The sequence below is a fragment of the Diaphorobacter ruginosibacter genome, from assembly GCF_014395975.1.
In the GTDB taxonomy this organism is placed as follows: domain Bacteria; phylum Pseudomonadota; class Gammaproteobacteria; order Burkholderiales; family Burkholderiaceae_C; genus Diaphorobacter_A; species Diaphorobacter_A ruginosibacter.
The window spans coordinates 683,618-697,740 of sequence record NZ_CP060714.1; the positions used below are offsets into that span (position 1 = coordinate 683,618).

General features: G+C 58.2%; 12 protein-coding genes. 6 read left to right on the top strand and 6 right to left on the bottom strand.

Annotation, left to right across the window (positions count from 1 at the left end):
- The first annotated feature begins 116 nt into the window (after positions 1–116).
- Both H9K76_RS03235 and glmU read left to right on the top strand, forming a co-directional pair.
- On the top strand, positions 117–440 hold the full coding sequence (locus tag H9K76_RS03235; RefSeq protein ID WP_187598150.1) for a DUF2917 domain-containing protein: 324 nt from the start codon (positions 117–119) through the stop codon (positions 438–440).
- Positions 441–483: 43 nt separating this feature from the next.
- The gene (glmU, locus tag H9K76_RS03240; protein WP_187598151.1) at positions 484–1,914 is read left to right on the top strand and encodes a bifunctional UDP-N-acetylglucosamine diphosphorylase/glucosamine-1-phosphate N-acetyltransferase GlmU; all 1,431 of its coding nucleotides are present in this window, start codon (positions 484–486) and stop codon (positions 1,912–1,914) included.
- A gap of 53 nt (positions 1,915–1,967) precedes the next feature.
- On the opposite strand, the gene H9K76_RS03245 is transcribed toward glmU, so the two are convergent.
- The 3 genes from H9K76_RS03245 to H9K76_RS03255 all read right to left on the bottom strand — a co-directional run bounded on the left by H9K76_RS03245 (position 1,968) and on the right by H9K76_RS03255 (position 4,062).
- Complete coding sequence (locus H9K76_RS03245; protein WP_187598152.1) at positions 1,968–2,312, bottom strand: chaperone modulator CbpM; 345 nt, start codon at positions 2,310–2,312, stop codon at positions 1,968–1,970.
- Positions 2,313–2,325: 13 nt separating this feature from the next.
- A complete protein-coding gene (locus tag H9K76_RS03250; RefSeq protein ID WP_187598153.1) occupies positions 2,326–3,321 on the bottom strand; it encodes a DnaJ C-terminal domain-containing protein in 996 nt (331 codons plus the stop codon).
- Between the two features lie 255 nt (positions 3,322–3,576).
- The gene (locus tag H9K76_RS03255) at positions 3,577–4,062 is read right to left on the bottom strand and encodes an Lrp/AsnC family transcriptional regulator (protein ID WP_187598154.1); all 486 of its coding nucleotides are present in this window, start codon (positions 4,060–4,062) and stop codon (positions 3,577–3,579) included.
- A 180-nt stretch (positions 4,063–4,242) separates the two neighbouring features.
- Between H9K76_RS03255 and glmS the strand changes: the two genes are divergently transcribed.
- Positions 4,243–6,153, top strand: a complete 1,911-nt coding sequence (gene glmS / locus H9K76_RS03260) for a glutamine--fructose-6-phosphate transaminase (isomerizing) (RefSeq protein WP_187598155.1) — start codon at positions 4,243–4,245, stop codon at positions 6,151–6,153.
- Positions 6,154–6,529: 376 nt separating this feature from the next.
- On the opposite strand, the gene H9K76_RS03265 is transcribed toward glmS, so the two are convergent.
- The 3 genes from H9K76_RS03265 to H9K76_RS03275 all read right to left on the bottom strand — a co-directional run bounded on the left by H9K76_RS03265 (position 6,530) and on the right by H9K76_RS03275 (position 10,346).
- Positions 6,530–7,027 (bottom strand): HAD domain-containing protein, encoded by a 498-nt coding sequence (locus H9K76_RS03265; protein WP_187598156.1) that lies wholly within the window; start codon positions 7,025–7,027, stop codon positions 6,530–6,532.
- A 291-nt stretch (positions 7,028–7,318) separates the two neighbouring features.
- The gene (locus tag H9K76_RS03270) at positions 7,319–9,805 is read right to left on the bottom strand and encodes an arsenate reductase (azurin) large subunit (RefSeq protein WP_187598157.1); all 2,487 of its coding nucleotides are present in this window, start codon (positions 9,803–9,805) and stop codon (positions 7,319–7,321) included.
- A 10-nt stretch (positions 9,806–9,815) separates the two neighbouring features.
- Positions 9,816–10,346 carry an arsenate reductase (azurin) small subunit gene (locus H9K76_RS03275; RefSeq protein WP_187598158.1) on the bottom strand — a complete coding sequence of 177 codons (531 nt, stop codon included), beginning with the start codon at positions 10,344–10,346 and terminating at the stop codon, positions 9,816–9,818.
- 167 nt (positions 10,347–10,513) lie between these two features.
- On the opposite strand from H9K76_RS03275, the gene H9K76_RS03280 reads away from it, so the two are divergent.
- From H9K76_RS03280 to H9K76_RS03290, 3 genes are read left to right on the top strand one after another with little or no spacing between them, the layout of a single operon-like run.
- Positions 10,514–11,380, top strand: a complete 867-nt coding sequence (locus H9K76_RS03280; RefSeq protein WP_187598159.1) for a substrate-binding domain-containing protein — start codon at positions 10,514–10,516, stop codon at positions 11,378–11,380.
- A complete protein-coding gene (locus H9K76_RS03285) occupies positions 11,380–12,825 on the top strand; it encodes a sensor histidine kinase (RefSeq protein ID WP_187598160.1) in 1,446 nt (481 codons plus the stop codon). Before H9K76_RS03280 ends, H9K76_RS03285 begins: the two co-directional genes overlap by 1 nt.
- Complete coding sequence (locus H9K76_RS03290) at positions 12,822–14,123, top strand: sigma-54-dependent transcriptional regulator (protein ID WP_187598161.1); 1,302 nt, start codon at positions 12,822–12,824, stop codon at positions 14,121–14,123. The genes H9K76_RS03285 and H9K76_RS03290 overlap by 4 nt, the downstream gene beginning before the upstream one ends.

Here is a 14,123-nt window from a genome sequence, read left to right on the forward strand (position 1 = left end):
TGAATTGATGCGTTTTCCGCATCTATCGAGGATCTGCATTTCATTGGACGATGGAACCGCGCGCGAGTCAAATTCATTCCTGTTCAACGACTTTGGTCGATCAAAAGGAGTGGGAAATGACCGCGATTCATGTTCCAGATTCGCAACAAAGCACGGGTATCACCGCACGGCACGGTTTCTTTGACCTGAACACCTTGCGCGCCGGCCATGCCATCAGCCTGAAGAGCCGCAAGCCCATGCGGTTGCGGTTGCTGTCGTGCAGCGGCAATGCATGGGTCACGTGCGCGCCGGCTGGCAGCGGGGGAGACGCCGCAGGGGCGCAGGACCTGATCCTGGCCGCCGGCGAGTCGCTCACGGTGCGGCCGGGCCAGCATCTGGTGATGGAGCCCTTTGCCGAGCAGTCCGTGCGCTATCAGTGGTCGGCCGCGGAGGCTGGATAATCGGCACTCCGCATTTCTCCTCCGTGTTCATTCACTCACCTACATGACAGCGCAACTCGACATCATCATCATGGCCGCGGGCAAGGGCACGCGCATGAAAAGCCGTATTCCGAAGGTTCTGCAGCGCCTGGCGGGACGGCCGTTGTTGCAGCACGTGGTGTCGCAGACGCAGAGCCTTTCGCCGCGTCGCGTGGTGGTGGTGACGGGGCACTGTGCCGCTGAGGTGGAGGCCGCATGCGGCGGGTTCACACTGCCGGGCCATGCCGCGCTCGACATGCAGTTCGTGCGCCAGGAGCCGCAGCTGGGCACGGGCCACGCGGTGCAGCAGGCGGTTCCCAAGCTGCCCGACGAGGACGGAGTGGTCGTGATTCTTTCGGGCGACGTGCCGTTGACCAGGGCCCAAACGGTGGCCGATCTGGTGCAGTCCTCGGGCGGCGACAAGCTTGCGCTGCTGACGGTGCGCGTGCCCGACCCCACGGGGTATGGCCGCATCGTGCGCAATGCCGACGGAGCCGTGCAGCGCATCGTCGAACACAAGGACGCAAGCGATGCGCAGCGTTCCATCAACGAGATCTACAGCGGCATCATGGCCGCGCCGGTGGGCTGGCTCAAGAAATGGCTGGCGCGCCTTGACAACAACAATGCGCAGAAGGAGTACTACCTGACCGACGTGGTGGCGATGGCCGTGGCGGATGGCATTCCCGTGGTGGGCCACTGCATCGCCGACCCGCTGCAGGTCGAGGGCGTGAACAGCCCCATGCAACTGGCGGCCCTGGAGCGTGCGCACCAGCTGCGGGTGGCCGCCGAGCTGATGGAGCAGGGCGTGCGCCTTGCCGATCCTGCGCGCCTCGACGTACGCGACGATGCACGCGGCGTGCTGGCGGATCTGCGCTGCGGGGCCGACGTGGAGATCGACGTGGGTTGCATCTTCACCGGTCAGGTCGAACTGGGCGAGGGCGTGCGCATCGGTGCGTACTGCCACATCAGCAACGCGCAGATCGCGGCAGGCGCGGTGATCCATCCGTTCTCGCACATCGATGGGGAGAAGCTGGGTGCCCAGGTGGGTGAAGGCGCGCTGATCGGGCCATTCGCCCGTTTGCGTCCTGGCGCGCAGCTGGGCCGTGAAGTGCATATCGGCAATTTCGTGGAGGTGAAGAACTCCACGCTGGCGGACGGGGCCAAGGCCAATCATCTGGCCTATCTCGGCGACGCGACGGTGGGCGAGCGGGTGAACTATGGCGCGGGCAGCATCACCGCGAACTATGACGGAGCCAATAAGCACCGTACCGTGATCGAGGCGGACGTGCATGTCGGCAGCAACTGCGTGCTGGTCGCGCCGGTGACCATTGGCGCGGGCGGAACCGTGGGGGGCGGCTCGACCATCACCAAGAACACCGAGCCGGGTGCCTTGAGCGTGGCCCGGGGCAAGCAGGTGAGCATTGCGAACTGGGTGCGTCCGGTCAAGAAAAAGTAGAGTGCGGGGAAAAGCGTGGCCTACCGCACGGGCCACGCTTTCTTGCTTTCGTTCTACAGTCCTTTCAGGGCTGATTCCAGCTGCACCATCCGCCGCCTGAGCTCGGTGACCTCCTCCATCAGGTCGGTGGTGAGCGCCGCCAGTTGCGGGTCCGCGTCGAACGATGATTCCAGCCGCGCCATGCGGCGTGCGCGGATCACCGTGGTGCTGGTGAAGCGCCAACTGCCCGAGGTCTGATCTCCTTGCAGCAGCCCCTGCGAGACGCGTTCGGTTACCCAGCCGGGGGCCATGGCGCAGGCGCGCGCGAGATCTTCGAGGGTGAGATGGCGGGCGACGTCGTCGTCCAGCAGTTCGGCCCACGCGCGCGTGGCGCCGGTGTTCGATGTAGGTGTTGGCATGTGCGGATCCTCCTTACTGGGCGCTGCGCGGATTGAACTGCGCAAATGCCTTGGCCATGTTGCTGTATGCCGCGCGCTGTTCGTCGGTGGTCGCGGGCGGCAGGACCACGTGGAGCTCCAGGTACAGGTCGCCCGGTGTGGCCGCGGGAATGCCGCGCTCCTTCAGCCGCAGCTTGCGGCCGGTCTTCCAGTGCGCGGGCACGTTCACCTCCACGGTGCTGCCGCCAGGCGTGGTCACCTGGATCGGGCCGCCGAGCTCGGCTTCCCAGGGTGAGACGTTGACGCTCTGGTAGACGTCGCGATCCTGGGCGCGCCAGCGCGTGTCGGGCTTGAACTGGACCTCGAGGAACAGGTCGCCGTTGGGCGCTCCGCCATAACCGGGACTGCCCTGGCCCGAGAGGCGGATGAGCTGGCCTTCACGCACTCCCTTGGGAATGGTGACCTGCAACTGCCGCTCTTCGTTGACCAGATGGCCGTTGTCGTCCAGCCTGGCACCGCGCAGCGTGAGCATGCGCTCGGCGCCGGCATAGGCATCGCGCAGATCGAGTTCGATCTTGGCGTGATGATCCTCGCCGCGCTGCTGTGTTGGCGGGCCGCCTCGGAAGTGGCCGCTGGCCGTGCCTCCATGGTCGGCACCCGCGCCGCGCTGCGCACGGGCCGCGCGGCCGAACATCTGCTCGAAGAAATCGCTGAAGGCGGCGCTGTCCATGCCGGCGCTGTCGCCGTGGTCCGTGAATTCGAAGCCGGCGTCCCAGTTCGGCGGCGGACGGAAGTCCTGTCCTGCGCGGTAGGCGCTTTCCTTGCCGAGGTTGTCATAGGCCGCGCGCTTTTCCGGATCGGAGAGCACCGTGTTGGCTTCGTTCACCTCCGCCATGCGATCCGCAGCGTCGGCTTCCTTGCTGACGTCGGGGTGGTACTTGCGGGCGAGCTTTCTGTAAGCCTTCTTGATCTCGTCCGCAGAGGCGCTCTTGTCGACGCCCAATATCTTGTAATAGTCCTTGAACTCCATGCATCAAGCTCCTGAATCGCGGCCCGCAGCAATCCCTGCAAGCGAAGGCCGCACAAACGATGGAAAACACTCTATAGGGGAGGCTCCGGGCAGGCCGTAGGCCAATGCCGCAACGCAGGAGGGCGCGCAGGCTGTCCGGGCACATCGCAATGCGGCGGCGGGAGCGCGCATTGCCGTTCCGTTCATCAACCCATCATCAATCCATGGGAGGTTGTTCGATGAGGATGCCTGAAGATGGAGGCGACATGCGCGGATTCAAGCCAGCGGCACGCGCGTGTCGAATTTGGCGCGATGGGTGGCAAAGAACGCCTTCACATTGCGCACGTTGGCGTGCTGAGTGAAAAGGCGCTGCGAGAGCGCATGGTACGAAGGCATGTCGCTCGCATGCACCACCAGCACGAAGTCAGGGCCCGGCGAGACGCGCCAGCATTGCTGCACCTGGGCATCGGCGATCGCCAGCGCCTCGAAATCGTCCATGTGTTCCGCTCCCTGGTGGTCCAGAGTGATCTCCACGATGGCCGTGAGCCCGTGGCCCTGCAGTTGCGCCAGCCGGTCGGGCTGCAGCAGGGCCACCTGTTTCTCGATCAACCCCAGTTCATGCAGCCTGCGCACGCGCCGCAGGCAGGTTGGAGGAGAGACATGCACCTGCTCCGCCAGCGTCTGGTTGCTCAGCGAGGCATCGGTTTGCAGCAGGTCAAGAAGCTGCCGGTCTATGCTGTCAATGGTTTCTAAAATTTCCATTTAATTGATTTTTTGAAATTAAATTTCTCACATGAAATGTTGCGAAATATTATTTCAAAAATAATGAAAAATGAATCGGAAATTTTAACAACTCATCTCTACCATCACGCTCATTCGTGACGGACACGAAAAATCCATTGTTGTGAGCGGGGTGCGACTCCCTGCAAGGAGTTCCAGCTTATGTGCGGCATCGTCGGCGCAGTTTCCCAACGCAATATCGTTCCCATCCTGGTCCAGGGCCTGCAGCGCCTGGAGTACCGGGGCTATGACTCCTGCGGGGTCGCCGTGCACGAGGCCAGCATGGGCAGCACGCCCACCGGCGGGCTGCACCGGGCACGCAGCACGGCGCGGGTGTCGGAGCTGCAGGCGCAGGTCGCCGCGGAGCATATCGAGGGCGCCACCGGCATTGCGCACACGCGCTGGGCCACGCACGGTGCCCCGGCGGTGCACAACGCCCATCCGCACTTCAGCCACGGGCCGAATGCAGCGCCGGCCGAGACCGAACGCGCCGGCCGTGTCGCGCTGGTGCACAACGGCATCATCGAGAACTACCAGGAACTGCGCCGGATGCTGCAGGCGCGCGGCTATGTGTTCTCCAGCCAGACCGACACGGAAGTCATCGCGCATCTGGTGGACAGCCTCTACGAAGGCGACCTGTTCGAGGCGGTCAAGGCGGCCGTCGCCCAGTTGCACGGCGCCTACGCGATTGCCGTGATGCACAAGGATGAGCCGCACCGGGTGGTCGGCGCGCGCGCCGGCTCGCCATTGGTGCTGGGGGTCGGCGAGGGTGAGAATTTCCTGGCGAGCGATGCGATGGCGCTCGCGGGAGTGACCGATCAGATCATCTACCTGCAGGAAGGCGACCTGGTGGACCTGCAGCAGGGCCGCTACTGGATCGTCAATCGCGCGGGCCAGCGCATGAGCGCCGAGCAACGTCCCGTCCGCACCGTGCACGCGCACAGCGGCGCCGCGGAGCTGGGGCCGTACCGCCACTACATGCAAAAGGAAATCTTCGAGCAGCCGCGCGCCGTGGCCGATACGCTCGAGGGCGTGCAGGCCATCGTGCCCGAGCTGTTCGACGGGCTCGATGCCGAAGGAAACACCCAGACCGCCGCGTGGCGTGTCTTCAAGGAAATCGACTCCGTGTTGATCCTCGCCTGCGGCACCAGCTACTACAGCGGTTGCACGGCCAAGTACTGGATCGAGGCCATTGCCGGAATTCCCTGCAATGTGGAAGTGGCCAGCGAGTACCGCTATCGCACCAGCGTTCCCAACCCCAGAACCCTGGTGGTCACCATCAGCCAGTCAGGTGAGACGGCGGACACGCTCGCCGCGCTGCGCCACGCGCAAAGCCTGGGCATGACGCATACGCTCACCGTCTGCAACGTGGCCACCAGCGCCATGGTGCGCGAGTGCGAGCTGGCCTACATCACCCGCGCAGGGGTGGAGATCGGCGTGGCTTCGACCAAGGCCTTCACCACGCAGCTGCTGGGCCTGTTCCTGCTCACGCTGGCGCTTGCCCAGTCCAAGGACCGCCTTACGCCCGAGCAGGAGGCCAAGTATCTTGCGTCGATGCGCCACCTGCCCGTGGCGCTGCAATCGGTGCTGGCCCTGGAACCCCAGGTCATCAGCTGGGCCGAGGATTTCGCCTCCAAGGAAAACGCGCTGTTCCTGGGCCGCGGCATGCACTACCCGATTGCCCTGGAGGGCGCGCTCAAGCTCAAGGAAATCAGCTACATCCACGCCGAAGCCTATCCCGCAGGCGAGCTCAAGCACGGCCCGCTCGCGCTGGTCACGAGCAGCATGCCGGTGGTGACGGTGGCACCGCATGACGAACTGCTTGAGAAGCTCAAGAGCAACATGCAGGAAGTACGCGCGCGCGGCGGTGTGCTCTACGTGCTGGCCGACGGCGATTCGCAGATCGAGAGCGAAGAGGGCATGCACGTGATCCGCATGCCCGAACACTACGGTGCCCTGAGTCCCATCCTGCACGTGGTGCCGCTGCAACTGCTGGCCTATCACACGGCCGTCGCACGCGGCACGGACGTGGACAAGCCACGCAATCTGGCGAAGAGTGTGACGGTGGAGTGAGGGGGGATTGCGGCGAGCAGTTGTTGATGTAGTGTAATATTTATGCATAATTTCAGGTGGGGATAATGCATAAAATTCTGTAAGTCATTGATTTTTATATTAAATAACTTATGCATTATTTCCACCTGTAGACTTGCTTAGCTCACTTTGGCTGTGGTCTTTATTTGTTTCTTTAGAAACATAATGTATATATTCGAATGATGTTCGGCATGGAGTGAGCAGACGGAGTCTGCAGTTCCAAGGCAAGTTGATATGCGAAAGCGCAGAGGAAAAAGAGCGCTGAGGGTGGGCTCCCGTCAGCGTTCTGCATAGCGGCCAACTCCTTTTTCGCTGAGTCGCAGAGACTGCTGAGAAAGGGGAGGTAGAGATACGGCCGCTAGCTGCCGAATTGAATTTTTAGTCGCTCCGTTAGCGCCTTCGCCACTTTAGGTTCTTGAATACCTAGTGTTTTGTCTGTCAAAACCAGATGTATCGGGGCGGAAGTGAGCCATCCGTCTTCATCGTCATCTAAGGCAAGCCATGCGGTTACGCCGCGCCGTGTGGCGTCTGCGAGCACCTGATGCCCTCGCGGCATAGTTGCAAATTCAAGCTTGTTCATGCGACTGTGAAAAGTCGCTCCGACCACTCGACTACGAAGAGGTTCGGGTAAAAAAGACCTTGCGCGTGAATAGCCCAGAACGTGTACCCAAGACGTGCTTAGGACCACTGAGACTGCGGGATACGGAGCCAGCGCTGCCACCAAAGCACTCACATTTTCAAACAGCTTGTGTCCTGAGTGCTCGACCCCGAAATAAATACCTCGCTTATGGTGGCGATACACGGGGGCGGGGTGAAGCACTCCATCGAAATCTAGGTACAGAACCTGTTGAGTCATGTTCGTAGGTGTTTCATCTTTCAGCAAACGCCGTCCCCTGTGAAATATCTATCAGAGACGGCGCAAACTCGAAACGAATGAGGCCACGACTTCGCGTGATGCGCGCCACCAAGTATTGCTGTAGCCTAGCACCATCAAGCCAATGGAGGTGAGCCTGATGTTTTTATTGGAACCTGGTATGAGGTAGAGCTGAGCCGCATTCATCGGTGCGGCGTATATGGGCTGGCAATCAACGGTAAGAGCTGTACCGTCCTCTAGGGAGTCACTAAACGTTGACCCCTAGAGGGGGTGCTATGAAAGATAGAGCCTATCCTTGAATGAAATGCTCTGCTTGTAGTCCTCCAAGCTACCAACCTTTCGAATGCTCGCCCAAGTCCCCTTGTAGTACGGAATGACATTTCGGTCGACCCAATCAGTGACCAGGTCTCCCGCGACGCCCTTGACGTAGCCGAACAGCATGAACGTGTGGTTCGGCTTCACTGACTTCATCGGGTATGCCATCGCATAGGTGCTTCCGTAGTCGTTGAAGACCTCGATAACATCGCCAGCAGCAACTCCAAGCTGTTTTGCATCGGCCACATTCAATTCGATGAACGCAAGTGGCAGTCGGTCTCGGACAAAGGCGTTGTATTGGTCGTGGTATGCGGTTTGCCACACCTCATTGGCGCGGCCATTGTTTATCCAGAATTTGTGCTTTGCCTTCTGGGCTGCAACAGGCTTTGGCAGTCCGTTCCAGGGGGCTGGCTTGAATTCTGCTTTTCCAGATTTCGTGTCGAATTTACCATCCTCATAAAGCATCTCTGTGCCGACCAGCTTTTCTCCTTCCACTTTCTTGATGGGAAGCTGAACACCGTTGTTGCCTGCTTTGCGCAGCAGCGCATAGGTAGCGAGGTAGCCAGTATCCCCTCCTTGACTATCAATCGGGCCAGCGCCTGGGCGACCGGCACGCCGGAACCCGTCGTTGAAAGAGTCTTCTTCGGTTTTCCAGTCAAACCCCTCGAAGCGCTTGACCATGGCCGCTTTGCCCTCGCGCTGATATAGCGCCTTCAATGAGTTCGCAATGGTCGCAGCAATCAAGCAATCCGCCTTGGCTGTGCCTGGTGCATCCATGAACTTTTCCGACAACCGCAGCCTCCGCTCACCGTTCATCGACGTCAAATTGATTTCTCCAGGATGCGCAGCTGGGAGCAACATGTGCGCTTCCTCCGCCAACGTCGTGGGATACAGATTGATTGAGGTGATGAACAAGCCGCCTTTGTTTTTGCAAGCGTCGTAGATGATGTCCACGAGCTGTGCCACGCTTGCGCCGCGAGCCTTCGCGATAGCCTCATTGACAATCTTTGCTCGCTTGCTCATCACCAATCTATGCTGCTCGGCATTCAGCGTAGTCTGGAATGGATTTGCCCCCCACATCGTATACATCAGGCCCTTGCCTTTGATGACTTCCTGGTCGATGTAAATCTTCTTGTCGCCTGGATACGGCGGACGCGCGTAGCCCTCTTGGTGTCCACCCATACGACAAACACCAGTGCCTCGGCGGCCAACGTTGTGCGTAGCAAGCACTAGACTCACCAAGGCACTTTGGATGACGTAGTTGTCGTTCCCCCAGATGATTCCCTTTTCATAGGGATGGAACGTGCGCGGCCGGTGCCCTGAAGCCTTTGGCTTGTATGCCCATTCGGCTGCCTGCTTCAGTTTCGCAACAGGAATGCCGGTTGCCTTCGCTCCATCCTCCAGTGACATCCTGTTGGTTCTGATTGCTTCGTCAAAACCAGTTGTGTTTTGGGCGATGAATTCCTTGTCCTGCCAGCCTTGCTCAACGACGTATGTGAAGAGGGTGTTGAAAAGCGCAGTATCCGAACCCGGTTCTATGTCGAGATGCAGGACGTTTTCCTTGCCCGCCACTTGCTCACTGATGGCTACAGTCGCAGTACGTCTTGGGTCCACAATGATGACTTTTGCGGCACCAACGGTTTCGCCAGGAAAGCGCTGCTTCTTCTTATCCACAGTGCCCCCGCTGAGGTTGGGCATCCAGTGGTTGAGAAAATAGTTCGATTGCGTCTCGTATGGGTTCGCTCCAGTGCAAAAGATGGTGTCTGCAAGCTGAGCGTCTTCATAACTGTTATTGAGTTCCCCGACCCCCATCTCTCTGGTGGCATGGCATTCAGAGTTGTATGACGGACGGTTGTGAATGCGCACCATTTGAGTCTGTAGCGCGCTGAACATAAGCTTGCCTGTGCCCCACGTGTTTTCGAAACCTCCTCCGGCACCACCATGGTCAAAGCAATCGAAGAACAAGCCATCGGGGCCATCGCTATCCAGGATTTTTTTGGTCAGCCCTGCGTACAGCGCCATGGCATCGTCCCAGCCAGTGTCGAGCCATTGCTCTCCTCGGTAGACGCGCGGGTTCTTCAGTCGCTCTTTGCCGATGCCATCGTTGGTATACATGTACGAGGCCATCTTGCCGCCACGAGTCGAGGACAGCCCGCTATTCACCACACATTCGCGGTCTGGAACAATCATGATGTTCCAGCGCTTGCCGGCCTTGTCCGTGATGGTGTTGGTCATTGCACGCGTCATCGTCAATGACATCGGAGGCACTTGCTTGGTGAAGTCGACGCCCAATGCATTCTGGTTGGCAGGCCTGCCGCCTTCTTTGTTGTGGTCCCACTTGTAGACGTTGTAGCCGCAGCCAACAATGCAGAAGTGACAGGTCAGGTTGGTCCTTTCAGCGTCTGTTGGGGGCAGGGCGATTCGGTCATTGATGTTGGTGGACATGATGAGCTCCTCACAAGATGTTTGCTTGGCGGCCGAAAATCAGGCCATCGACGCCTACCGCAGTCACGGTGCCAGATGCGTTGTCGTACTCCAGCAATATCTTGGGAAGGTCCTCAGTGGCTTGGCCACAGACCATCTGCCCTCCCTTTTCAGGGTCGAAGATGGTGAAGTGACAGCCACATTTGAACGTTCTGCTGCCGCCATCGTAGGTAACCGGGCAGCCCATATGCGTGCACATCGCACTGAATGCAACGATGTCTCCTTTGGGTCCAACGCCACCAACTACCGGTGTGTCCATGCGCAGCGCATAGCAGGGGGATGAGTCATCCGGATACATGAAGGTAGTGACCTCATTCACCTTCATGCCTGAAATCTTGCTGACGGCTTTTCGCGGATATGGCAGTGTGGTTCCACTCGCGTTTGCTGGAGTCGCTGCATTTGCCACGTGAATTGGGATGACAGCGCCTCCTGTGCCCACGGCTGCGGCTGCCATGCCACCAGATTTCAGAAAAAAGCGGCGCGCAATCTTTACGTCTTCCATGTTGTCTCCGTAGTAGTTGACTCTTGCGACATGTCACGCAACAACCGTGCCCAGAGAGCACCCTTGAAAAATCAAGCACTTGGAAACCCTACTTGCCGTTGCGGGTAGTTTGCGTAACATGAACACAAAGTCAGAGTTACGAAAACGTAACCATCAGGAGACGCCACATGAATCGAAGAGAAAGCCTCAGGAGCCTCTCATTGGCTGCCGTTTCCGCTTCCTTCCCTGTACTGGCCGCGTCCCAGGGGAGGAGCTTTCGAGTCGGATTGACACCTGTGATGCTGGCCGACCAATTCGGCTTCCTTACTCGCTGGGGGCAATATCTCAGCGAACGGACCAACCTCCAAGTTGAGTTCGTTGCACGAGAAACCTATCAAGGCATTCTCGACCTGCTGTTCTCTCAGCAAGTTCATGCTGCATGGATATGCGGTTACCCATACATCAGATTCGAGGCGGAGCTTGAACTGCTTGCTGTGCCTCTCTATCAAGGCAAACCAACATATCAGTCCTATTTGATTCGTTCGCCAACCAATTCACCCACCATAAATGGCTGGCAAGATTTAAGGGGGCAGGTCTTGGCCTATTCCGACCCTCTGTCGAATTCCGGTTGGCTAGTGGCACAGGTACAGCTTGCAAAAGCCGGGATTCAGGCCCAGCACCTTAAGAAAGCGTTCTTCACACATGGCCACCGTAATGTTGCTGAGGCAGTTGCTGTTGGACTGGCTCAAGCAGGAACTATCGATGGGTACGTTTGGGAAACCATGAGACTGCAAAAGATGTCGTCCGCGATGAAAACGGAGGTCATCTGGAAGTCGGAGTTCTTTGGATTTCCGCCATTGGTCATTCGCCGTGGCCAAGGCGATGAACGAACAGCAAAGCTGGGTCATGCGCTGAATGAGATGGCCAATGACAGTGCAGGCAAAGAATTTCTTGCGGCGCTCAACCTGACAGGCTTCATAAAGGGGCAGCCTGAGCTGTACGACTCCATACGGAAGGAAGCACAGCAAGTTCCAGGAAGCGGAGTCGCTCCGTGATGCGCCACCAACTGCCCTACCGTTTCCAAATACCACTCGGTCTATCGTTGGCTGTGTTGATTGGGGCAATTTTTGTGACAGCCGTCACCGCCAAAGTTCAATCAGAAAATGGAAGAAAAGACACGCTTTCGCTCCTGGACCGCGCCATGGTTCTAGTTACGGCCCAGGTCCGCCCGATGCTGAGCGCTGACGATACTTGGCGAACTTTCTCGCTGCTGAAGGACATTGATGCTTTGCTTCCCGGTGCCTCGATGGGGCACACGCGGTTAGCTGTACTCAACCTCAATGGCGCTGTTTTTGCCGCTTCGAGCCCAGCACAGCTAGGAACGGGACAAAAGATGCTGGGCCAACAGTGGCATCAAACCACCATGCCGCCGGCCAAAGACATTGTTCAGCGCGTGCAACTGAATTCGACGGATGGTTCTTTAATCTGGATTGAGCCCATTCGCAGCGAAGATGCTCAAACCATGGGTTTCGTGTTCGTTGAGGTCGATGCAGAAGTGTTTCGAACCAACTGGAGCGCTCTGCTGCGGACCGCACTTTTGGGGATTGTTCTGGCTGTGGCGTTGCTTGTTCCCGTTGGATGGTGGGTCGGGCGAAGAATGACGAGACCAGTCGGGAAGCTAGTTCAGGTAATTGAGGACATCGGCTCCGAAGACCCGTCAGTGCTGCAAGACAGAATTCCTCGAACATCTGACCCTGAACTAGGTCGAATAGGCCACGCGATTTCTCAGCTCATGACGGAGTTGGAGCATCGGCAGCAAGTAGAAAACAGGGCTCTTGCAGCAGAGCGACTCGCAGTGGTGGGAAGGATGACTGCTGCGGTCGCTCACGAAATCAACAACCCGCTCGCAGGACTATTGACTGCAACCCAAACCTTGCGACTGCATGGGAACAACGAGGATGTTCGTGAGCGTACGGTGGACTTGTTGGGTAGAGGGTTGCAGCAAATTCGCACGACCGTGGCGGCGCTGCTACCGCAAGCGCGCGTGGATGACCGAACGCTTGACCCCAATGACTTAGAAGATGTTGTCACCCTCGTACGCCCCATCGCCGCCAAACTTGAAATAGAAATCGCTACTCACCTGGAAGTTGATTCGGCCATCCACGTTTCCTCGGCGCCACTACGACAGGTCATGCTGAATTTGCTGCTCAACGCAGTGAAGGCTGCCGGCGAAAAGGGCCTGATATCAGCAGAGCTTGAAGTCGACTCCGAGAAGGTTTGTTTTTGCGTGAAGAATACTGGATTGGTTCTTACGCAGGATGAGTTTCACAGGCTTCTGGCAACAGAAAGCGGAGATGACCCACGCGGGTATGGGCTCTGGGTGTGCCGACAAATCGCGAACCACTTGGGTGGCAGTTTTGACATCTCGAGCACGGAAGTAGAGCAAACCTACTTGATGTTTAAAGTCCCCAACCAGCAAGCGCGGGAGCATTCGAAATGAAGTCCATCCTGTTGATTGAAGACGACGCCATCATTGGTGAATCATTGATGCAACGTTTCGAGATAGAAGGCATGCACGTGACGTGGTGCAGACGTCTTGCCGAGGCGACATTGGCTCTAGAGAGATTGCCCGGTGCCGTAGTCAGTGATGTTCGACTGCCCGATGGAATCGCAACTCAATGGTTTACCCAACTCTCTGTTGAACAGAAGTCACTTCCATGGTTCTTTCTTACGGGATATGGAAGCGTGGGTGAAGCCATCGAAGCGATTCGTGCTGGTGCGCGCGAATACCTAACCAAGCCATTTGATATAGAAGCGCTGGTAGGGCTGGTGCAACGCGCGCTGCACCAGCAAATACAGGAAGACGATGAAGCTGTGCTCGGTGTATCTCCGGCGATGCGACGGGCCGAGGCAACCATTCGCAAAGTTGCCTCCCAGAAAGTCTCCGTTTTGTTGACCGGTGAATCTGGGGTCGGGAAGGAGGTTGCGGCCAGGTTGCTGCACGACTCTTCACCTGCACATGGTGCTGCGGAATTCGTCGCCGTCAATTGCGCAGCCATCCCCGAAAGCATGATGGAAGCGGAGTTTTTTGGCTACGAGAAGGGAGCCTTCACAGGAGCAGTGCGCGCACACAAGGGCTATCTTGAACGCGCCAACAAGGGAACATTGTTTCTGGACGAACTTGGTGAGCTGCCAGCAGCAATGCAGGCCAAGCTTCTTCGGGCATTGCAGGAAAAATGCTTTTTCCGACTTGGCTCGGAAAGAACTACCCAGAGCGAATTTCGCATCGTTGCGGCCACCAACCGGGACCTCCATGCCGAGATGAACGCGGGCAGATTCCGCGAAGACCTCTTCTACAGATTGGCAGTCATCAAAGTGGACTTGCCTCCACTTCGAGAACGACCTGAAGACATTCGTTGGCTAACCGAGAAGCTCATTGCCCAACTGGTCGTTGAACAAAGCCGCCCCATCGCAATGTCGGAAGCCTTTCTTCGTGACCTTATCGCACGTCAGTGGAAAGGCAACGCAAGAGAGCTCCGTTCATACCTCGAAGAATCCGTCATTCTTAGCGAGGCCGGGATTCTCGACGTCGATACGGTAGTCACAGCTCAAGACGCTGACGGTACGGCATCGCCCAACCTATCGCCTCTCAACAAGGTGCTTGAGGGTGCTGAACGTGCTTACATTCAACGCGTGCTTGAGCACTGCGACGGGAGTGTTGGCAAGTCCGCGAACGTACTGGGAATCAGTCGGAAAACGCTTTGGGAGAAGATGAAGCGGTTGGAGCTGTCTGTGTGA

Coding starts and splice junctions, on each gene's coding strand:
- H9K76_RS03285 (WP_187598160.1), top strand. CDS start 11,380: ATGCGCCACCAACTGCCCTACCGTTTCCAAATACCACTCGGTCTATCG.
- H9K76_RS03270 (WP_187598157.1), bottom strand. CDS start 9,805: ATGTCCACCAACATCAATGACCGAATCGCCCTGCCCCCAACAGACGCT.
- glmU (WP_187598151.1), top strand. CDS start 484: ATGACAGCGCAACTCGACATCATCATCATGGCCGCGGGCAAGGGCACG.
- H9K76_RS03290 (WP_187598161.1), top strand. CDS start 12,822: ATGAAGTCCATCCTGTTGATTGAAGACGACGCCATCATTGGTGAATCA.
- glmS (WP_187598155.1), top strand. CDS start 4,243: ATGTGCGGCATCGTCGGCGCAGTTTCCCAACGCAATATCGTTCCCATC.
- H9K76_RS03255 (WP_187598154.1), bottom strand. CDS start 4,062: ATGGAAATTTTAGAAACCATTGACAGCATAGACCGGCAGCTTCTTGAC.
- H9K76_RS03275 (WP_187598158.1), bottom strand. CDS start 10,346: ATGGAAGACGTAAAGATTGCGCGCCGCTTTTTTCTGAAATCTGGTGGC.
- H9K76_RS03245 (WP_187598152.1), bottom strand. CDS start 2,312: ATGCCAACACCTACATCGAACACCGGCGCCACGCGCGCGTGGGCCGAA.
- H9K76_RS03265 (WP_187598156.1), bottom strand. CDS start 7,027: ATGACTCAACAGGTTCTGTACCTAGATTTCGATGGAGTGCTTCACCCC.
- H9K76_RS03235 (WP_187598150.1), top strand. CDS start 117: ATGACCGCGATTCATGTTCCAGATTCGCAACAAAGCACGGGTATCACC.
- H9K76_RS03280 (WP_187598159.1), top strand. CDS start 10,514: ATGAATCGAAGAGAAAGCCTCAGGAGCCTCTCATTGGCTGCCGTTTCC.
- H9K76_RS03250 (WP_187598153.1), bottom strand. CDS start 3,321: ATGGAGTTCAAGGACTATTACAAGATATTGGGCGTCGACAAGAGCGCC.